The organism is Leclercia adecarboxylata (assembly GCF_006171285.1).
GTDB lineage: Bacteria > Pseudomonadota > Gammaproteobacteria > Enterobacterales > Enterobacteriaceae > Enterobacter > Enterobacter barmai.
Map to the genome: position 1 here is coordinate 248514 of NZ_CP040888.1, position 18852 is coordinate 267365.

General features: G+C 46.9%; 22 protein-coding genes and 2 pseudogenes. 12 read left to right on the forward strand and 12 right to left on the reverse strand.

Going from position 1 to position 18852, the window contains the following annotated elements; all coding sequences use genetic code 11:
- Positions 1-74: 74 nt before the first annotated feature.
- The 6 genes and pseudogenes from dcm to FHN83_RS01285 all read left to right on the forward strand — a co-directional run.
- Positions 75-1109, forward strand: a pseudogene (gene dcm / locus FHN83_RS01265) (DNA (cytosine-5-)-methyltransferase); the annotation flags it as partial.
- Positions 1110-1199: 90 nt separating this feature from the next.
- A protein-coding gene (locus FHN83_RS01270) for an IS3-like element ISEc36 family transposase (protein WP_110129298.1) occupies positions 1200-2428 on the forward strand; the annotation gives its coding sequence in 2 pieces (ribosomal slippage) (positions 1200-1515 and positions 1515-2428; 1230 coding nt in all).
- Positions 2429-2430: 2 nt separating this feature from the next.
- Positions 2431-2838: pseudogene (locus FHN83_RS01275) on the forward strand (DNA cytosine methyltransferase); the annotation flags it as partial.
- 60 nt (positions 2839-2898) lie between these two features.
- Positions 2899-3066, forward strand: coding sequence for a hypothetical protein (locus FHN83_RS28115; RefSeq protein WP_000220758.1), 168 nt, complete (start codon positions 2899-2901; stop codon positions 3064-3066).
- A 22-nt stretch (positions 3067-3088) separates the two neighbouring features.
- Complete coding sequence (locus tag FHN83_RS01280; RefSeq protein ID WP_058687701.1) at positions 3089-4408, forward strand: DUF1173 family protein; 1320 nt, start codon at positions 3089-3091, stop codon at positions 4406-4408.
- A gap of 12 nt (positions 4409-4420) precedes the next feature.
- Entirely contained in the window at positions 4421-4624 is a 204-nt protein-coding gene (locus FHN83_RS01285; protein WP_058687702.1) for a hypothetical protein, read from the forward strand.
- Positions 4625-4687: 63 nt separating this feature from the next.
- Here the strand turns inward: FHN83_RS01285 and FHN83_RS01290 are convergent, their stop codons facing one another.
- Together FHN83_RS01290 and FHN83_RS01295 are read right to left on the reverse strand one after the other, a co-directional pair.
- Positions 4688-5893, reverse strand: a complete 1206-nt coding sequence (locus tag FHN83_RS01290; protein ID WP_058687703.1) for a hypothetical protein — start codon at positions 5891-5893, stop codon at positions 4688-4690.
- On the reverse strand, positions 5890-6708 hold the full coding sequence (locus FHN83_RS01295; RefSeq protein ID WP_058687704.1) for a DUF4942 domain-containing protein: 819 nt from the start codon (positions 6706-6708) through the stop codon (positions 5890-5892). Before FHN83_RS01295 ends, FHN83_RS01290 begins: the two co-directional genes overlap by 4 nt.
- Before the next feature lie 642 nt (positions 6709-7350).
- On the opposite strand from FHN83_RS01295, the gene FHN83_RS01300 reads away from it, so the two are divergent.
- From FHN83_RS01300 to FHN83_RS01325, 6 genes are all read left to right on the forward strand, one after another.
- Positions 7351-7731 carry a hypothetical protein gene (locus tag FHN83_RS01300; protein ID WP_049827792.1) on the forward strand — a complete coding sequence of 127 codons (381 nt, stop codon included), beginning with the start codon at positions 7351-7353 and terminating at the stop codon, positions 7729-7731.
- 57 nt (positions 7732-7788) lie between these two features.
- Entirely contained in the window at positions 7789-8454 is a 666-nt protein-coding gene (locus FHN83_RS01305) for a hypothetical protein (RefSeq protein WP_139563071.1), read from the forward strand.
- Between the two features lie 59 nt (positions 8455-8513).
- Positions 8514-8969: a hypothetical protein gene (locus tag FHN83_RS01310; RefSeq protein ID WP_020833816.1), complete on the forward strand. Its 456-nt coding sequence runs from the start codon at positions 8514-8516 to the stop codon at positions 8967-8969.
- Between the two features lie 41 nt (positions 8970-9010).
- A complete protein-coding gene (locus FHN83_RS01315; protein WP_024143026.1) occupies positions 9011-9247 on the forward strand; it encodes a hypothetical protein in 237 nt (78 codons plus the stop codon).
- A gap of 25 nt (positions 9248-9272) precedes the next feature.
- A complete protein-coding gene (locus tag FHN83_RS01320; protein ID WP_024143027.1) occupies positions 9273-9566 on the forward strand; it encodes a hypothetical protein in 294 nt (97 codons plus the stop codon).
- Positions 9567-9743: 177 nt separating this feature from the next.
- Positions 9744-10148 carry an H-NS family nucleoid-associated regulatory protein gene (locus FHN83_RS01325; RefSeq protein ID WP_020833818.1) on the forward strand — a complete coding sequence of 135 codons (405 nt, stop codon included), beginning with the start codon at positions 9744-9746 and terminating at the stop codon, positions 10146-10148.
- Positions 10149-10755: 607 nt separating this feature from the next.
- Here the strand turns inward: FHN83_RS01325 and FHN83_RS01335 are convergent.
- The 10 genes from FHN83_RS01335 to FHN83_RS01380 all read right to left on the reverse strand — a co-directional run bounded on the left by FHN83_RS01335 (position 10756) and on the right by FHN83_RS01380 (position 18713).
- Positions 10756-11613: an HNH endonuclease signature motif containing protein gene (locus FHN83_RS01335; RefSeq protein ID WP_020833820.1), complete on the reverse strand. Its 858-nt coding sequence runs from the start codon at positions 11611-11613 to the stop codon at positions 10756-10758.
- A gap of 15 nt (positions 11614-11628) precedes the next feature.
- Positions 11629-11937 (reverse strand): hypothetical protein, encoded by a 309-nt coding sequence (locus FHN83_RS01340; protein ID WP_001224686.1) that lies wholly within the window; start codon positions 11935-11937, stop codon positions 11629-11631.
- Positions 11938-12484: 547 nt separating this feature from the next.
- Complete coding sequence (locus tag FHN83_RS01345) at positions 12485-12910, reverse strand: hypothetical protein (RefSeq protein ID WP_020833821.1); 426 nt, start codon at positions 12908-12910, stop codon at positions 12485-12487.
- A 251-nt stretch (positions 12911-13161) separates the two neighbouring features.
- The gene (locus tag FHN83_RS01350; RefSeq protein ID WP_024143028.1) at positions 13162-13977 is read right to left on the reverse strand and encodes an HNH endonuclease signature motif containing protein; all 816 of its coding nucleotides are present in this window, start codon (positions 13975-13977) and stop codon (positions 13162-13164) included.
- Positions 13978-13989: 12 nt separating this feature from the next.
- Positions 13990-14400, reverse strand: coding sequence for a hypothetical protein (locus FHN83_RS01355; protein WP_000985911.1), 411 nt, complete (start codon positions 14398-14400; stop codon positions 13990-13992).
- Positions 14401-14501: 101 nt separating this feature from the next.
- Entirely contained in the window at positions 14502-14708 is a 207-nt protein-coding gene (locus FHN83_RS01360; RefSeq protein WP_000134171.1) for a hypothetical protein, read from the reverse strand.
- Positions 14709-14768: 60 nt separating this feature from the next.
- Positions 14769-16094 (reverse strand): type II toxin-antitoxin system HipA family toxin, encoded by a 1326-nt coding sequence (locus FHN83_RS01365; protein WP_020833823.1) that lies wholly within the window; start codon positions 16092-16094, stop codon positions 14769-14771.
- 4 nt (positions 16095-16098) lie between these two features.
- Complete coding sequence (locus tag FHN83_RS01370) at positions 16099-16392, reverse strand: helix-turn-helix transcriptional regulator (RefSeq protein ID WP_024143029.1); 294 nt, start codon at positions 16390-16392, stop codon at positions 16099-16101.
- 430 nt (positions 16393-16822) lie between these two features.
- A complete protein-coding gene (locus FHN83_RS01375) occupies positions 16823-18211 on the reverse strand; it encodes a hypothetical protein (protein ID WP_008786875.1) in 1389 nt (462 codons plus the stop codon).
- A gap of 4 nt (positions 18212-18215) precedes the next feature.
- The gene (locus FHN83_RS01380) at positions 18216-18713 is read right to left on the reverse strand and encodes a membrane protein (RefSeq protein ID WP_008786874.1); all 498 of its coding nucleotides are present in this window, start codon (positions 18711-18713) and stop codon (positions 18216-18218) included.
- Between the last annotated feature and the right edge of the window lie 139 nt (positions 18714-18852).

Consider the following 18852-nt stretch of genomic DNA (forward strand, 5'->3'; position numbering starts at 1 on the left):
GAACCTGTACCAAAAAACAATCCAAATTAAGAGTGTTAATCTATCTCAAAGATATTATTCCTGAGAGAGTTTGGATGAAACGTAACACTCATGATCAAGAAAAAGACCTGAAAGATGTGGGTAAAGCTCCATCTTTGATCCACAAAACATTGTTAATAGCATCGACCATTTATGATCTTAAATATCTGGCTCAGGTTTTAAATGATGAAAATGGCAGTAATTGGTCCCGTGCCTCGCTTAAGCGTCAGGTTAAAGGAAAGCCTGAGCATTGTGAGCTGAGTATCACTGATGGACGTTATCTACAGTCTTTAATTCCTTCCCGACCTACTAATTACGAGGACAGGAAATTTAGCTTTATCGATTTGTTTGCAGGGATAGGTGGACTACGAAGCGGATTCGATGCCATCGGTGGAAAATGTCTTTTCACGAGTGAATGGAATACTTATTCCAGCCGTACTTACCGGGCGAACTGGTATTGCGATGAGAACGAGCACCGCTTCAATTCAGATATCCGTGACATCACGCTTAGCAACCGGCCCGAAGTTTCTGATGAAGAGGCATACAAGTTTATCGATACATCTATCCCGGATCATGATGTACTTCTTGCGGGGTTTCCGTGTCAGCCATTCAGCATTGCCGGTGTCAGTAAAAAGAACTCTTTGGGACGCAAACACGGTTTCGAGTGCGACACTCAGGGTACGCTCTTCTTTGATGTGGCCAGGATCATCCGGGCAAAACAACCGGCAATTTTTGTTCTGGAAAACGTTAAAAATCTGAAGAGTCACGATAAGGGTAATACTTTTAACATCATCATGAAAACGCTGGAAGAGCTTGGCTACGACGTCGCAAACAGCGAAAGCATGGGCGCGGATGATCCTAAAGTCATCGACGGCCGTCATTTCCGACCCCAGCACCGTGAGCGTATCGTCCTTATTGGTTTTCGCCGCGACCTGCGCCTGAAAGACGGTTTTTCTCTAAGAGACATTAAAGACTTTTATCCGGACAAGCGCCCTTCTCTCTCCGATTTACTGGAACCGACGGTAGATAGTAAATACATCCTCTCCCCTAAACTCTGGGAGTACTTATACAACTATGCAAAGAAACATGCTAGACTGGCCCCCTGAATCTCCAGACAGTTGGTATCACTTAAGTTAGTGATAGTCTTAATACTAGTTTTTAGACTAGTCGTTGGAGTCCGAATGATTGATGTTTTAGGTCCAGAGAAGCGCAGACGGCGAAGTGTTCAGGAAAAAATCGCCATTGTTCAGCAGAGTTTTGAGCCCGGAATGACCGTGTCGCTGGTCGCCCGTCAGCATGGCGTTGCTGCCAGTCAGCTGTTCCTGTGGCGTAAGCAGTATCAGGAAGGCAGCCTTACAGCCGTTGCCGCAGGAGAACAGGTTGTGCCCGCGTCGGAGCTGGCATCTGCGATGAAGCAAATTAAAGAGCTGCAGCGCCTGTTGGGCAAGAAAACCATGGAAAACGAGCTGCTAAAAGAAGCCGTTGAATATGGCCGACAAAAAAAGTGGATAGCGCACGTGCCCTTGTTGCCGGAGGATGGCGAATAAGCCTTGTCAGTCGTTGCCTCCGGGTCTCACGTGCGCAACTGCATGCCATGGCCCGTCGGTCGAAGGACTGGCAGGATCGTCGGTGCAAGCGCAAGCCTGATGATACTGACGCGCTGGCCCGTATCCATACCGTTATCGGCGATCTGCCCACCTATGGTTATCGTCGGGTATGGGCACTGCTGCGCAGACAATCAGAAACTGACGACATGGCGGTGATCAATGCCAAACGCGTATACCGCATCATGCGTCAGAATGCGCTGCTGCTTGAGCGTAAACCGGAAATACCGCCATCGAAGCGGGCGCATACAGGGAAAGTGGCCGTTGGAGAAAGTAACCAGCGGTGGTGCTCTGACGGCTTCGAGTTCAGCTGTGATAACGGTGAAAAACTGCGGGTCACGTTCGCTCTGGACTGTTGCGATCGCGAGGCACTTTACTGGGCGGCCAGTAACGGTGGATATGACAGTGAAACCGTGCAGGACGTCATGCTGGGTGCCGTGGAGCGTCGCTTCGGTAACAGCCTGCCGACATCCCCAGTTGAGTGGCTGACAGACAACGGTTCAGCCTACCGTTCTTATCAGACGCGTCAGTTCGCCAGAATGGTAGGACTGGAGCCTAAACATACGGCGGTACGTAGCCCGGAAAGCAACGGGATGGCAGAGAGCTTCGTGAAAACGATGAAGCGCGATTACATCAGCATCATGCCGAAACCCGACGGGTTAACAGCGGTAAAGAACCTTGCGGAGGCCTTCGAACATTACAACGAATGGCATCCGCATAGTGCACTGGGGTATCGTTCGCCACGGGAATATCTGCGGCGACGAACCAGTCATGGGTTAAGTGATAAAAAGTGTATGGAAATATAGGGGCCAATCCACATGCAGCAAAAGGCAATGGTTTTGGTTTTGGGCTTGTAGATCCTTCCAATGTTAATAGTGTCACCAGAACCCTCTCAAGCCGCTATATGAAAGACGGATCTGAAATTCTTATTGATCGGGGTTGGTCCCATGAGCTGGGAGAGTCTGATTTCCATAACCCGGACAATATGGATCGTCGGCCACGCATGCTAACGCCACGTGAATGCAGCAGGCTTATGGGCTTCGATAAACCCGGGGAAAGTGTTTTCCGTATACCTGTGTCCAATACACAGGCTTACAGACAGTTTGGGAACTCAGTGATAGTTGATGTCTTTGCAGCCGTCGCTAAATTGTTGAAGTCACGAATTGATTATGTTGCTTCCTTGCGATTGCGGAAGTCATACGATGAAGTGTGCTGAACTAAGCTCATTTATCAATTTAAATGCTTAAGATTGTTGTAATAATGTCAGAGGTCAACCATGACGTATTTCGAATCAGCTGAAGGTGAGACGGTATCTAAAGAACGAGCATTACAAGAACTGTCCAGGCATTGCGTTCCCGAAACAGATTTCGAAGAATTCTTTAGCGACATGGGCGTAAAGGAACAGTATGACGCTCAGGAAGTGTTGCTCTGGTTGGGATATTAAACTTCCTGTTTAGGAGACTACTATGAGCCAAAAATTCGCAGTGATGATTGCTTACGACGACGATCCAAACGTCAAAAGGTATTCACCTGACTTTCAAACGCAGGATGAGTTTGCTAAAGGGTGGCAGTCGGCTCTTAAAAAAGCACACCACACCTCAGGTCAAAAATCAGTCATCACCTGCGGATGTCGTGGAAAAGGAGAAAAGCGACTTTATGTTCGTGCTTTACCGAACGGTGATGCCTTTATTCTCGTCAAAGCCGCTAACACGGGCATTGAGCATGATCCTTCCTGTGTATTCTTCTCCCTTGATGCCCGGCATACCGGCCTGAAAGGATATGCGAGTGGTGTGGTCCGGATTACAACCGAAGGTGATATGGCTGTAAGGCTCGGTATCGGTATGACAGAGAAAGATCCTCCTGAAAAATCAGAAGTGCCTCCCCTGCCCCATCTTCAGCGACCAGAAGGTGGTCAGGCCTCAATGACCCTCCTGGGCTTGCTTAGTCTTTTGTGGACAGAGTCTGGTCTGAATGTCTGGTACCCGAAAATGGCAGGGAAACGTAACGATTCACTGGTACGGTATCGTCTGCTTGAAACCGCTAAACAAATTCGTACCGGCAGAGCCTGCATAGGTGACCATTTATTCATTGGTGTACCTGACCCGAAACAACCTGTCGCTCAGTCGCAGATTCAGCGTCTTTCATCACAGGCGATGAGTGATAAACGTCTCATGCTCCTGTCAGTTTTACCTCGCTACGATGCTGAAAAGCATGAGAAGCCACTTAAATTTTTACCCCTGCGGAATTTTGGGGGGCTACCGCTGATTTTTTTCAATTCAGAAGGCCATTGGGACAGCGTAAAGAAACGATTTTCATCGGAGTACGCAGCATGGAAATCCGGAGCGAAAATAGTTGTCTTTGCGTTGACGTCACCAGCTGCGGTAACCGGCAGAGGCCCTTCTGTAAGAGCTCATCAAATTGTGCTGATGCACGTTAGCGAGAACTGGATACCTCTGGACTCCTCCTATGAGGCGGTTGTTGCAGAAAAGCTGGATGCAGAGCACCGGCAGTACGTTAAGCCCATGCGTTATGATGCGAGTATTAGTGAGGTGTTCCCTGACTTCTACCTGCTCGACACAAAAAGCGATAAGCCGTTCCCGATGGAAGTATTTGGTATGGCCACTCCTGCTTATCTGGCCCGAAAGCAACTCAAAAAAGATTATTACAACCGTGAATATGGGCCTTATGGATGGTGGCACTGGGATGCGACCACAGCATCTGAAACTATGGTGCTGCCTCATTTTCCAGATTCACGCAAACCTCTTTCAACTGACACACCTGCTTAAAATGGAGAAAAAATGTCCTACATGCTTTCGCTAAGCGAACAGACAAAACTGAACGCTTTCCTGTCAGGGATCCTAGATGATTACAAGACTGGGGTTATCACTCAGATACAAGCTGTTGGTAAAATCGGTAACGTGTTTTCTGCTCTGGAAAGTGGAGACTCAAAAAAGGTAGTGCATTTGTTGACTGAAGGACGAAAACTCCTGCCGACGGGCTGAATGTCCGCAGAAGTTCTACTGTGCCAGGGGATACAGAGAAGTGTATCAACCTGGCTTCATTTATCATGATGTTTTTCTGCTACGCGGCTGTTTTGACTTTCCAGTACCTCCCCCTGCCATTGCACCAGTCAATGTATCAATGGTGCCTTTTAGGGATTCTGAGATTGTTTTCTCCGCCTCCAGGGAAGCTTCCAGCTTCATTACTTTGGCCTGGAGCGTTTTGAGTTCATTGATTTGTTCAGCCACTTCCGCTTCATAGCCCTGGCTGACCAAAGTTACTTTATTCAGGTCGGCGCTCAGCGACTCGTTTAGTTTATGGAGTTCAGTAAGCTCGGCATTCACCGCCACCAGGTCACCCTCCTTCCCGGATAGTGCACTTTTCAGCTCAGAACAAAGGGTCTGTGCAGCAATAAATTCCTGTTCAAACCTGTCCCTCTCTGCCTTTGTATCTGACACTGTCTGACTTAACTGGTCGCATTGTCTTAAAAGACCAGCATTATCAGAACGCTGAGAGTTGATCTCTTCGTTCAGTTTTTTTTGATATTCAAGGTGACCAGCGATCTCTGTTTTACGTTCAGCCAGTTGCTGGGAGAGTGAGTCATTAGACTGCTGTGCGAGGCTTAATTCATGCCGTGTGCTATCTAACTGGTGATGGCAGGTTTCGAGTTCTGCTTCGGCAACATTCAGCCTTGTTTCTAACTCCTTGACGGTACTGTCCCGGATCTCTAATCGACCCTGTAGCGCCTGATTCTCAAGTTTCAGCTCATCCATATCGGTAGCGCTTTGCTCAAGCCGCTGTAACAGCTGCGTTACCTCCTCCTCCAGCTGCATGCTACGTGCTTCAGCTTTTTTAACACTATCATTCTGTATTGCGGTATAGCTTCTACGGTAGTGCCAGGTGATGTACGAGATAATATCGCCGAGTGCAACCTTTACCTCATCGGGTATATCCAGGTAACGGGCCTCTTCAGGAACCTCTTTAACATACTTCTGGTACTCCGCGAACATCTCCTGTGACCTTGCAAACGAGCCGCCAACAGCGTTTCTGAGCCAGTGAACTTTGAAGCTCAGATCGATATTTTCCGGGTTAATTTCTTTCTCTTTGCACAGACGTTCGATTGCATTGAAGTAATCGATCATCGCGATAGATGAGTGCCTTGAACGACCCATTTCCTTTGATTTTTCAGTGGATTCGCTGCGGATGTCATTCTGCACCTCTGGCGGGGTAGCATCGTTCAGGCTTTTTTCTTTATCATTTTCGATCATCATTTTTTTCCTGCGGCCGGAAGCTGGTTTGCAAAATAAATGCTGATAAGATCGTTCAGAGCATTCAGAAGCGAGATACTGTCGATGCAAATGTGAACGTTTCCATTCTCAAACAGGCGACACCGCCAGCCATTCTCATCACTGACCTCGCCTGTGAATTCTGTATTTCTCATGGCCGTCAGCCTGTCGACCATACTCAGCCCACCGCCGGTTGCAGGTGTTGGAGTATCAGAACAGATGCATACAATATTCTCAAAGTCGCGTAAACAAAAGTGATTGTCCTGCGAGAAACCGTTGTACCTCAGCACTTTCACACCAGGAAAAATCCCCCGAAGAACAAGCTTTTTTGGCATTGTATATTGCCTGGCATTGCTTTTGAAACTTCGGTCTAGCTTGTTGAGAACATCAACGAAACCTTCTGCAAGCGTGTCTCGTCTGTTAGCCAGTGCATGCTGTAATGTTCCCTTAACAATCTCCAGGGAAGCGACGGGCGGATCCGTACGTAGGGATTCGTTAAAGGCTTCTTTTTGCTTATGGTTCCAGTACCGGTCCATACCTGTTTCTTCAAAGAGCCTTTTCCACGTTTTACGGTCAATTTCCTTACGCCCCTCCTCGATGGTGCGATCCAGTGACGACGGAAGACCAAATGCGTTGGGCTGCATAATTCTGCTGGTGAAGAGAGAGAAACCGCACAGTTCCGACGCTTCCGAGATTAACCGCATCCCTTCTTCGAATTTCTGCATGGCCATATCCCGGGCGCTGATGAGCCGCCCTGTCCGGCTCGCCGGTACTGGCTCAGAACCCTGGTTATGAGTCATTTTACACTCCATTTTGGTATGTTAGAACAATTTGAATTGAGCAAAGGTAGTTACCCTCTAAAACCTATAGAATTTACGTAGAAACGCGTTTAGTAAAGTCTTTACTAATTACTAATGACTAACATATTAGCACTTTCAGATATGCCAGCAACAACCCCAGCCAGTGAAATAATGTGATGAGCCCATTAAATGGGTGTAATCATTCTATCTGGTTGATATTTAAAGTTTTTAATTGTCAGCTTTATGTATGCCTGTGGGATTTACTCCTAATTAAATCCCATAGTATGAAAATTAGGCATTTGTAGGCTTTTACGACGTGACGTTGTCACGTATATCAATGGAATTTAGTCACTAGTAAAGAGTTAACTAGTGACAATCTGTCTGATCGGTGTGCTTGAACGGTGCACTCCAGGCCGGATATAAAAATTGATGAGAGATATACAGAAAATGATGGACTGGCTTAATAAGCCAACCTTTCTTGCGAGGATTGATGCTGTTGAACACGCTATAAAGCGAAAATGCTCCTTTTTAACCTATAGGTAGGGCACTATGAGTAAGATACAATCAAATCGCCAGACAGATGGTTATTACATGATGATCAAAGCGGGCTAATACATGCGTTATCGCTGAGACGAGGCTTCAATGACAAATACACTTGACCCATCACTCGAGCAAATCGAAATGTGGCGCAGAGCTACCGGTTCCGAAGGTGGACTCAACGAATACCGCAACTGGATTCTGGAAAACAGAATGAGATTTACAGCATACGGTATTCATACCGTTATCGTCGAAGGTGAGGCGAAGCATATAACAGCGCTTGATGATGTTACCCTCTGTAACGAGTGGGCGAAGCTTAAAAGAGAAAACAATAGGCTTTACGCAGCAAATGAAAAAATTTGCTCTGGCTGGCGTGGTTTTGTGTTGCGTTTGTTAGGAATAACACTGCCATGCAGAAAACCGGTCATCTTACTGGGGGCAGATGGGAAGAATCAAAATGATGCCGTGAAAGGGGCTGATTTGTAATTTTCAGGCGAACCCACCGTTCTTAGAAAGCTGTTCTATGGGTATGTAAGGTAGATAATGATCTCTGAACGCTCAGTACACTTAATCACTTCCTGTACAAAGGGCAAGAATCATCAGGGCCACGTCTGGTCGACATTGGACATAGATCCAAAACAAACTCCGGACGACGCAGCATATGCCTGGAGTAACATTGTAGACGACGCCAGAAGTAATCAGGCGGTACCGGCGTTGTCCTTGTATTCAGGTAATCACTGGTCTACGGCAAAGGAAATTTTAAACTCAACCAGAAATCTGGAGTTGTGGATAATCTCTGCCGGGATGGGGTTTTTAAATAGTCGAGATCGGGTGCCCTCTTACGAGGCGACATTTCATCAAGTACCATTCAGGCATGATCTCTGGTGGAAAGCCCTTACAAAATCACTAGGAAAGCATAACCGTTGCGCAACTATAAGCCAGTTAATGCAGTCCAGTCCGAATGATGAATATTTGATTGCGGCTTCGCCTGTTTATATTGCTGCCGTCCAGAATGACATCCTGAAGGGCATCGAGAGTTTGACTCATCCTCTTACGCAACTAACGATCGTGACATCAGGGGCATATGCTGGCCCACTTGAAGAATACTTAATTAAGAGTTCTTCAAGAATGATGAAAGACCTGGAGTGCAATATGGTGTGCCTGAATATAAAACTGGCTCAATACATACTTAAAAGTGGTAGTCGTTAGAACTAGCCTGTTAATGATACAATTCTCCTGTATTTTTAGGTTTATAAAAGGTCTTAAATATGTTCAAAAACAGATTCTCTTTCTTGTGTCTTACTGTCGCATCGTCACTTGCGCTTACTGCCTGCGATGTAGTTGATGCAGCTTATGACGAGACTTTCAATGATAATGCACCCGAAATTGTAATAGCTGGAGGATTCAAAATTGATATCCAAGGTAATGCAGTTCCGGTTGAGGGATATGATAATTGCTCTTTGAATACTCTTCAGGGAAGCGTTGATACGGATAAATCAAATTGTATTGTTCTGGATAGAACGCGTAAAAAAGTACCGGTTCTAGTTCATTTGTCATCCGGTCCCGTCAAAGAAGAATGGAAGATCGAGTACCTGGTTGAAAAAAACAAATCCGGAAAAAATTTCATCCAAACTCGTATGATTAGACCTGACGGTAACTTTGTAGTGCCTGCATCCTCAGAACGAGGGATCTTTAGTGGCAAGCATTACAGTCAAGCCAGCTAAGTCAAGTCTGTACGTTCAAACAGAAAAAAGGTTTCTTAAAAATGACGTTATCTGCTGCGTTGCAAGGCACTTTTAAAGAGATGAGGAAAGACAATACAGTAGGCATCTCAGTTCAAACTTGTTCTGATATTTTTGACAGCAATGTTCCTCCGGCTTATGTTTTCTGGCTTTATCGTCTCAAAGCGGGAGAAACTTTGCCGCGCGGAAGGTTTTTCAGAAAAAGAAAGCCAATCATCAATGTCATGGCAGTTGTTCATGATACTGCATCCGAAAAATAAAGGCGCTAGCAGAAAAGTAACTTTTATGAACGTAATTGCAGCTGGGATTTTTTGCTTTATTTTTTACCCTTCAGCTTTCGCTTATGCTTGTTATAAAAAGAGATGGCTAGAGTGGATTTTTCTTACTTTAATTATGATTTTTGCTTCTGCCATTTCGATTCAACAATACAATGATGCGAATTTTGTAAGTGAGTTAAATTACCCTGTGTTTATCTCCTCCATATATGGACTGTCACTGGCATGGTTTCCTTTTCCGGTTGCTTATATTGTTCTGCGCTTCCTTCTTGATGATTTACAGCATGAGTACCCTAAACAGTGAGCAGATTTTAAGACTCATGAACAACATCGAATGCACGAATCAGTCTGCAAAAGGAAGATAAGGAGTATTCTTAGCAAGATATCTTTGTACCTGAAGACATAAAGCTGGCATCTTTTTCCTTATAGAGTGTATTATGATTAAGTAAATCCTTATCAAAGAATTAGAAAGTGAGGTCGTATGTCTGAAGCACTCAAATCGTTAAACAATATTCGTACTCTTCGCGCCCAGGGCCGCGAGCTGCCTTTAGAAGTACTTGAGGAAATCCTCGAAAAGCTTAATGTCATTGTTGATGAGCGTCGTCAGGAAGAATCATCCAAAGCTGCCGAACTGCAAGCTCGTCAGGAGAAACTTGACGCCCTGCGTAAGTTAATGGAAGAAGATGGTATCAACCCGGAAGAGCTGCTGGGCTCATTCCAGGCCAAATCTACGGCTCCCAAGAAAAGCCGTGAGCCACGCCCGGCCAAATACTCATTTACTGATGAAAATGGCGAAACAAAAACATGGACTGGACAGGGCCGTACCCCCAAAGCTCTGGCAGAACAAATTGCAGCCGGTAAAAGTCTTGATGATTTCCTGATCTAACTTTTGCCACCAGTTTTGAGAGAGGCCACTTCGGTGGCCTTTTCTCATACGGAATCAATTTTCAGGTACAGAAAATATGAAAAATTCAGAACCTAAGAGCTGTGATCCCTATGTGGACAGTTTGATTAGAAATGCAGATGCAAAGGAAGCCCGGTCATTTCTCAAAATATTGAAGCCCTTACCATTCCTTATCGTTATCATCGCTGTATTCTTTTTTTGTGTCTCGTTTTCCCGTTTATTATCCCAGGTCGCGTAAAACCTTTTTAAAGACTCTTCTTTACCAGATACGCTCCCTCACCGGGATGGTTTCAACCTCTTCAGTTTCCCATATTGGCAAAACCGTCAGGAAATAAGACGGTACCCTCCACGCTTTCCATTAAAGCGGGATGACGACGCCCAGTTCTTACGACCAGACTCCACGTTTTCGATTAGGATGCCTTTGGGCCCTTCTAACGAGGCCACCTCAACAACTCGCACTTTCCGGATCAGTCTTGGATCCACTTCTTCCCAGATCTGGCCAACTGTAATTTCTTTTTGGGTTTGCATTTAATCTCTCGCTGTCATTTAGTGAACAAGACTAATCCTCGCCGTGGTTCAGCTTATGGCTTTATTTACGCTGACGATCCTTAGCCTTAAATTTTTGCCATCGTATCCGAAGGTTTTCGATGTTAACCGGAACTTGCATGCGTGTCGTCTCTATCTCATTCCCATGCCATTTCAGGAGATCATCATCCAACTCCCGAGCCTCCCGGCTGAAGTAAATTTTCATAGTGTCAGGGTTTATGGCGCAATGGTCATTGTCGAACAGTGTATGGATATCACGGCGAAGTAAAATTCCGTTCGTTACGTCGGGAATGCCTTCTTCATGACGGGGCGTTAAGTGCGCGGCCTCAGTACGCCAGGGGGACCTTACGCCGGTGACAACACATCGCCCGTAGCAATTCAACCTAACATCCCGGGCGAAAGGGCCTTGGTCAGGACTGGTGACAGAAGTACATTCCTGGCCCTCTTTGTAGATACGCTTCGGGAAGTCGATAGTGGTTTGAGCTGTTTGGGAAAGTGACACATACGTAACCCCTTTATATCTCCTAATCCCCCCATTAAAAGTGGTAGGAATCGAGCTAGTTATGGCCACCAGTTTCACATCGCCCATTTCGACGATCTTTAGGCTCTTATTAGCGGCTACATGTAACTGGATGAATTTACCTACGAACACATCATGGTTCTCATCTTGTCTTTCAACACACAAAACGACATGGTCGAAGGTTCTCTTGTCAGAGATTACCCAGTTGCCGGTTTTCACACGGCCTGCTTCACTCACCCCTGCGGTAAGATCGGGTATGAGCGTCCCCTGCATGCCGTCAGTTCGAATTGAAAGAATTTCTCCCGATAAACCCAGCTCTGCAAGCTCACTAATAAACGGTCTTTTCTTCCGGCTTACCGGTTTTGGCTTCGTCATTTTCATCTTTGCTGTAGCACCTCAGTACCCCATTGCTCGTTCCTGGCGGGACAGCCGTTCATCAGCTGCCTGAAGACGCTCATCACGCCGCCGTGCTGCCAGAACCCGTCGTTCTGAAAAAGACATAGCCGCTACGTTTGGTACGCTGAGCTTACCGTCACCGGCACAAACGTCACAGCGAACATCAAATGCTCCGGCAAAATACTTTTCACGCATTTCTGGCTCCCACTCAGCCATTTCTGATTGGGTGAATCCATTTTCAAAGGCCGGGTTTTCCATGGTCCCGTGGCCTTCGCACTGGTGACAGATTATGTACTTAAATTTGCGCATGTAACGCTCCTGTATATGATGGATGAACCACTCTCGTTCAGGGTTATGGCGAAATGTTATCGCCGCAGCGAGAGATTCACTCTTGCTATCAATATTCCTGAAGGTTGTCCGCCTGATTTCAGGGTAAGCATTCATTCACTGGCCGGTTCTACCTTATTATTCATGCAGATTAAAGTAGTTGTGCATGCTACTGCTGTCACCTTCCTTGACAAAGTAAGCAAAGTTTGAAAAATTTAACACCGACGAAAGGCCATACCTTCGTTAGTGTGCGAAAGCCGCTTGCGAGCGACGGAATAGGTGAAAGCTTTAGTCAGGGTTAATTACCCTGTCTGCGGTGATGGGATGGCTCAGGCGTATATCATCACTCCTTCCAAAGTCCGTACACACTCTTTTAGCCTTTGCAGAAATGCAGGGGCTGTTTCATATCAGACAAGCGCAATGAAATTTTCAAATGCTTTCCAGAAATTCAAAGGCCTTAAGCTTTATCTGTATCTTACGGTCCCCGCACGGAAAGTAACTTTCCTGAACAGGAACCGCATCGCCAGTCTTAACTTTCGAAACGGTTAAAGTTACACCAGGCTGTAAATGGTGAAACGGTTTTTGAAGCCCATGTAACACCGCTGTCAGAAAGATAACTAGCCCCAAGACGTCTAACCTCTTTTTGATGAAGAGCTAATTCTTTCGGATCGGCAATATCCTCCACCACACTCATCATGGCCCTCTGAACTCCGGGAGATGCCATTGAATAAGCTGTCGAGCTTACAACTGCATTTTTCAGGATTGCCACTCTTTCTTTTTCTGGTCGTCCATTGTCAGACGTATTCGCATAAGTTGTACCGGCAATCAACAACGGAAGGCTGGCATTGGCACAGAAATGCATAACGCGTTTTTGCTGGAGCTGTAATTCAGTGGCTGCAAATGCTTTACCACATCCGAGGATCCCGATAATCATCACTAACGCTGCTTTATTCATAAAATTGAAACCGTCCTTATTAAACTTTAAATGTTGCGGTTAACACTGTGTGGAGATGTATGGACTGGATAATACTCACACGCCTGCGCCTGCCAGTATACGGGCTCAGGTATTAAACCTAAGAGATCTGGTGCACCGGTTTTTACCTTTTCATTTCGGTTTTATCTTGAGCCTGGCTCTTGAGTTTAAATTTATAGGTATGGCGCATGCAGGTTTCACTGACGGGTTTTCTCCCATCCTGGTTGTAACCATCATTGTTCCTGAGCCAGGCCCTGGTATCCTGCCCAGCGTACGGCCAGCCGCTCTAAGTCCAGATCGTACACCAGCGGTGTGATTTTACGGCCTTCGAACAGCTCGCCCAGCTCAATGCCTGGCTTAAAATGAACGGTCAGGGTGGCCGGATCTATGCCCATGAGATCGGCATCAAACAGCGCATGCATTGTCGGTGTCATCAGGATGCCGTTAGACGGATTGTACCGGGTTCCATGTTCAATGTGTGCCGCATCCAGGACACCGCCATTAACCCAACCGGTTACCGCACAACGGCCCGCGAAATTCTCGATGAGCAGAGCTTTGAATTTACCCTGTGCCACGCCACTACGTTGCGTCACTATACGCTCGCAGTGCTCACCCATGATATCTACGTCAGGTTTACGCATCGGCTCGTTGGTGGCCGTCTCAGCTTGTTTAAGGCTGGAACGTGGATAGGCCAGGTTATATGCTGCGCCTGTGGTCATTTGCTCGATAACCGCAGGCGCATATCCTTCGGCTTCGAGCTTACGATATGCAGCCCGGTAGTCTCTTTGGGTTTTCAGCGGGTAAATGTTTCCGCCTTTACCATCGAAAGCGATAAACCAGAAATCGTCCGTGCCGGTTTTCAGATTTCTGCAACGTTTCAGATGCCATCCGCCTTCTCTCGCCCAGATGGTACGGTTATTTCTGGCATTCGTTTTGTCATAACCGTTCTCGTCAAGCCAGCTGTCAAAGCTGGTCAGCCCCAGATCCTGAACCTCCAGAGAAGGCACTCGAATGACCTGCAAGGTATGGCGGGGTCTTGGCTCTCTCATCTTGATCTCTTCCTAGCGCTGGTCTGGGAAATACGGATATTGCGGGCCATATTCATAGTCATGCGGGCCTGGCTCAACTTCCCAGAATGGACGGCCGCTAATTGTCTTTGGACCGCGCTCGTTTACGATGTCTTCTACATCCTGAATATTAAATGGCATCGTTGCCAGTAACAGCTGATCTTCGGGTGTCAGCGTCACAGTTGCACCGTCGATACGGCTGTAAAGGTCGGCAAACTGTTTACCTGCACCGTGCAACCGGTGCTCCGCTACACTTCTGATTGCGTGTAAGTCCAGCTCCGCCGCTTCCATGCGATCCACGTATAGTTTCATTTCTTTACGCAAAGCGCTCAGCTCACGGGTTTTAATAAATCCGTAGGCGTACCCACCCAGGGCGATAACTGCAATGATTGCTAAAATAGCCATTTATTTTCTCTTACGTTACTGCGGCCGCCGCTTTAGTCTTAATGTGAAGCCTGGGAATTCGCTGAATGAAGAATACGTTTTCACCCCCAGACCGACAGCTGTTAAGGCGCGATCCCAACACTCCATTTGTAAGTATCAGGCCCATCTTCTCCGCTGGTGGCATCAGCTACAATTTGAGCATAACGTTCTCCAGCCAGTTCTCTTACCATCTGATCCACCACCCATTGCAGATGATGCATTTCATCGGTTCCGCCGTAACGACAAGCCAACTCAATAGCCCGCTCTATTCTTTTTTGTTCTTCAGTCATACTGAATCCTCACGCTTACATCAGCTATTCTGAAAACATGCCCACTATAAATTGCGGCTGTTATTTCTCAGCCAGGCGCCTGCATTGCTGCCTCATTCCATCAAAAATACTTTCCGCAAGCTGCTGGGGGAACTGGTCCGGAAGAAGCCCGCTAACACGTTCAATGACACCTGGGGTTCTGGCGATGATTTCCTCTATCATCGCCTCTGTCTGCTGTTTACTCAGGCCGGTTATCTCACCATGTCTGATCCAGTGGCGTCGTTGTATTCGATATATCTGGTAATAGTTGCTACTGCCACGTACGGCCATCGCCAGTTTGCACTTCTGCCAGGATATCTGATTGTTCCCATGACCGATCACCGGCCATGCCGACAACACATCATAGAGTGGTGTTAGGTGATATCGTCCCTGTGGCCCAATAGAAATACTGAAATTTTTAGCGTGGCCATCTGTTGCGGCCATCATCCAGAAAATTATCTGCGCCATAAAAAACTGCGCTTTGTCATGCTCAGCGCGGTCTGAATTACTCAGAACTTCCATAATTTCCGATATACCTGGCCCGCCGTCCGCCTGATATTTTCGTAATGGCGAAACGCCCAGGGCCTGACACATATCTTCCTGGGGTAAACGAATGATCCATTGTCCGTCTCCTGACCATTTTCGGTCAAAACGTTCTACCACCAGCGCTTTCTGATCTTCAAAGTGAGCAATCTGCGTTCTTGCCACGGGGAGCCCGTACTGTTCGAGAAGTACCGAGCAGAGCCATTCATTTTCAACCGACGAGCTCATGTCGGCTTTCATGTTCCCCACAAGTCCGAGCGGTAGCTTGAATATATGCGTCGTTGGTGTATTACCCTCCGGCATACACCACCGATCTTCATGCCACAGTAGGGCTGTTTTCTCCTGAGCACCGGCAATCGATAAACGTAAGTCGTCGTTATCTTCTGGCCTGCCCGGTAGCAATGTCTCCGTGGTATTACGCAAAGTTGCCGCAATTTCTGATTCAGTAAGAGGGTGATACTTCACGGAATATAAATCTGTGGGTTCGTCTCCGTCATGAAGCAGCTGTATCGCGCCCACGCAGTCTTTTCCCAGCTCCGTCAGCAGATCAAAAGGCTCCAGGCTATCGGCCTTGTAACGCATTGCCAGACGTCTGCGTATGCCTTCGCTGTCCGGGAGTAAATTATCAAAATAGTCACGTACCACATTTCCACGCCAGACCTGGTTCCCGGGAGTAAAAGGAATGGACAATGACAGCGGCCTTCCCTGTTCGTCAGCACTCCATTCAGGAAGGTATTGTAAGCTGTCAACCCCTTTACTTTTTTCCCAGTATCCGACTTTGATTCCGTTCATCCAGATTGCCAGACGCTGCTGTTTACGGCTCATATCGTTACCATTTCTCCTGTCGTGCAGGTGAGTTTGATTTAAGCGTTTCTTCCGTCTGCTTACTATCTGAAGAGGTGGCCGTCGAGGAGAAGCTGATTTTTACACCTAGGACGGAAAACACCTTGAATAGCCGTTCAATGCTCGCACTGGCAGGGTTGGCTTCCAGACGTGAGTATGTCTGTTGTGTGACGCCTAACCTTTCGGACAGGTCTTTTTGCGTCAGGCCATTCGCCTTGCGAAAACCAATGAGCAAGGGACGCAGCTGGTTGAGCGTGTTTAACGGGTATTCATTATTGATCATAAGCTGGCCTCGGTAGTTTCCTCTGATACACCTTGCAGGCTGTTTTCTAAACATACACCCTAAAAGCTGTAATATCAAATTAACAGCCTAAAAGCTGTAATATCAAATTAACAGCCTAAAAGCTGTTAAATATAGAATACAACTTTTAGGCTGTTACTAAGTGGCAGCATAGATCTTTATGACGTTTGATATGAGAGAACTATCGATAATAAGCCGTTACGCTCGAACAGCATCCGGTAAGAGAGCTGACAGGTCAGGTTCATCGGTAAACGAGAAGCGGAGTATCTTATGGCCCCTGTTGTTAGCTGTATAAGTAACTATGACCTACTCTCTGCCTCGGGGAGGAGGCAGAGAGAGAATTAAAAGCAAATGCAGACATTTTTAGCAGCTGGTGGGCTATGGGGTTCCAGAGGTGCTTCGGTGAATGTTACTTGACTGGCAAGTTTCCTGCTCTGATGGTCAATGCCTCGATGCTGTCTATATTGTTCTGAAGCCGTTCCAGTTCCGCCTTTTCAATACCGGCCCAAAGCTTTAAGTGTCGCTGATAAAGGGACCACTTGAGTGAGTGAAAACCATTCCAGGCTAACCCCATCCAGGAGGCGTAATTCGCATTGAGAATATTGCCGGTAATATACATTTTACCTGCGTTAACAGCACTGGAAGTTCCATAACCCAGGGCAAGCATCATCCGGAAGCGCGGATTTAGCCGCAAAGGCATGGTATCCAGTAAGGTCTCCCCAAAAGCTCCTTTTCCCAGCGATACCTGTTTCGCCACATAGAAAACCCGCATCAAAACTTCCATTATGGTCATCGGAATACTTGTCACGATAAACTGACGAAAGTCATACCCGTTGACATACATGTACTCTATTTGTTTGCCGAAGTTAGAACTCCCCACAGGGATCCCCTCAAGCATACGAAGTAACCCCATAAAAGGAGCCGGTAAACCCATGCCACGGTTTCCTTTTGCTGAGGGGGCATTAACATCCGATGCCAGGTGTCCAAACATTCTGGCGATGAGCCTGAAAATATTGGTTTCGTCGGTAACGCCTTTACTGGAAGGATAAACCACGATCTGTCCATTCTGAACCACCGTACAGGTCCCGTTCAGCATATCCTTTATGCCGAAAATAATGCCCAGTATGGGGTCGTGTGATAAAGCTCTTAAGCGGTGATTTGTGGGAGACAAAACGCCACCGGCTGCACCCACTAAATCGCTGCTGATCGAACTGTCTGGTGCCCCTATAGGGAACAAATCTGAGAGTTTTGTACTCAGGTCCTCCGGCAAAATGGCATTGAAGGCTTTCTGCACCTGTTTATTGAAAATACCATCCACTTCTGTCGTAAAGCTCACCGTAGGTTTTGGCGGGGCTCTGACGCAAAGTAAATCCAGCATGGATGCTATGAGCCCGCATCCGCAGGCAATAGCATAATCCCAGGCGTCGAGTGCGTAGCGATCATTAAATTCTTTAATATGATTCTGGATCCGGGCATCTACGACAGCCAGGTCATCCGTGGAGAGTATTGTGGCCAGTCCAATATCACCGCATACACGCTGGTTAGCCTCGCTATATATGGTCTTGAGACCAGTAGAATGCATGGCAGTATCTGAGGGGGTCATTTCTCGCAGATGATGTTCTTTAAGCGCCAGATGCTCCGCTTCATCAAGTTCAGTGCCGCTGATTAGCCCGGTCAACTGTGCCTTAAGGCTCTCTATATCACTGTTAATTGTCTCGTGAGCGTTCGTGATATCCTGACCACGGAGCTGAATATAACGGATGGCCCTGAGCTCATCATCATAAGGAGACTGACTCATGTGTTTACCTCACCGCGACCAGGCTACCTTTTGGAGCTTTCTTAGTAAGCATGTCGATTGTTGCCTTGATCCCAGCAATTTCTGCCTTAAAAAACTCCGCATTCGACATTAACCTTTCCTGTACTTCATAGAGCTTTTGAATGGCCTGACTGAGGGCGGCTGTCAGTTTCGTATTTTTTTTGTGTTTCACTATCGCGTACCCGCCAATCCCTAACACAGCTACAGGTGCGGCCAATACCGCAATGCCTGCAACCATACCACCACCGACGATAGACCCTGCTGTAGCGAGCCCGGAGGTTATGCCTGCTGCTGACACTCCCGTTGTACCAAGCGTATAGAGAGCACCGAAGGAAGCCGCAGCGCCTACGCCTGACCCCGCCAATGCTGCTGCGCCCTCAGTAATACCCGGGAACTTATTTTCAAGCGCCTGAAGAGCACTTGTAACTTCATCCATTGCCTTCTTGCGAATTTTTTCGAGCTCTTCAGTTTCGGTAGCGTCCATTACAGGCCTCGTATTCATAACTTGCTGTGTGGTAGGTGAAAAAAAGCACCATAAAAGTGATGAAGAAATCATGACTTACTATTGGTGCACTTTCCAGTTCACGGTGGTCAGATTCAAAGCGTTTTGCTGATAGTAAATG

Excerpts from the sequence above, each read along its gene's own strand:
- FHN83_RS28115 (WP_000220758.1), top strand. The coding sequence starts at position 2,899 with ATGACGTATTTCGAATCAGCTGAAGGTGAGACGGTATCTAAAGAACGA.
- FHN83_RS01280 (WP_058687701.1), top strand. The coding sequence starts at position 3,089 with ATGAGCCAAAAATTCGCAGTGATGATTGCTTACGACGACGATCCAAAC.
- FHN83_RS01285 (WP_058687702.1), top strand. The coding sequence starts at position 4,421 with ATGTCCTACATGCTTTCGCTAAGCGAACAGACAAAACTGAACGCTTTC.
- FHN83_RS01290 (WP_058687703.1), bottom strand. The coding sequence starts at position 5,893 with ATGATGATCGAAAATGATAAAGAAAAAAGCCTGAACGATGCTACCCCG.
- FHN83_RS01295 (WP_058687704.1), bottom strand. The coding sequence starts at position 6,708 with ATGACTCATAACCAGGGTTCTGAGCCAGTACCGGCGAGCCGGACAGGG.
- FHN83_RS01300 (WP_049827792.1), top strand. The coding sequence starts at position 7,351 with ATGACAAATACACTTGACCCATCACTCGAGCAAATCGAAATGTGGCGC.
- FHN83_RS01305 (WP_139563071.1), top strand. The coding sequence starts at position 7,789 with ATGATCTCTGAACGCTCAGTACACTTAATCACTTCCTGTACAAAGGGC.
- FHN83_RS01310 (WP_020833816.1), top strand. The coding sequence starts at position 8,514 with ATGTTCAAAAACAGATTCTCTTTCTTGTGTCTTACTGTCGCATCGTCA.
- FHN83_RS01315 (WP_024143026.1), top strand. The coding sequence starts at position 9,011 with ATGACGTTATCTGCTGCGTTGCAAGGCACTTTTAAAGAGATGAGGAAA.
- FHN83_RS01320 (WP_024143027.1), top strand. The coding sequence starts at position 9,273 with ATGAACGTAATTGCAGCTGGGATTTTTTGCTTTATTTTTTACCCTTCA.
- FHN83_RS01325 (WP_020833818.1), top strand. The coding sequence starts at position 9,744 with ATGTCTGAAGCACTCAAATCGTTAAACAATATTCGTACTCTTCGCGCC.
- FHN83_RS01335 (WP_020833820.1), bottom strand. The coding sequence starts at position 11,613 with ATGAAAATGACGAAGCCAAAACCGGTAAGCCGGAAGAAAAGACCGTTT.
- FHN83_RS01340 (WP_001224686.1), bottom strand. The coding sequence starts at position 11,937 with ATGCGCAAATTTAAGTACATAATCTGTCACCAGTGCGAAGGCCACGGG.
- FHN83_RS01345 (WP_020833821.1), bottom strand. The coding sequence starts at position 12,910 with ATGAATAAAGCAGCGTTAGTGATGATTATCGGGATCCTCGGATGTGGT.
- FHN83_RS01350 (WP_024143028.1), bottom strand. The coding sequence starts at position 13,977 with ATGAGAGAGCCAAGACCCCGCCATACCTTGCAGGTCATTCGAGTGCCT.
- FHN83_RS01355 (WP_000985911.1), bottom strand. The coding sequence starts at position 14,400 with ATGGCTATTTTAGCAATCATTGCAGTTATCGCCCTGGGTGGGTACGCC.
- FHN83_RS01360 (WP_000134171.1), bottom strand. The coding sequence starts at position 14,708 with ATGACTGAAGAACAAAAAAGAATAGAGCGGGCTATTGAGTTGGCTTGT.
- FHN83_RS01365 (WP_020833823.1), bottom strand. The coding sequence starts at position 16,094 with ATGAGCCGTAAACAGCAGCGTCTGGCAATCTGGATGAACGGAATCAAA.
- FHN83_RS01375 (WP_008786875.1), bottom strand. The coding sequence starts at position 18,211 with ATGAGTCAGTCTCCTTATGATGATGAGCTCAGGGCCATCCGTTATATT.
- FHN83_RS01380 (WP_008786874.1), bottom strand. The coding sequence starts at position 18,713 with ATGGACGCTACCGAAACTGAAGAGCTCGAAAAAATTCGCAAGAAGGCA.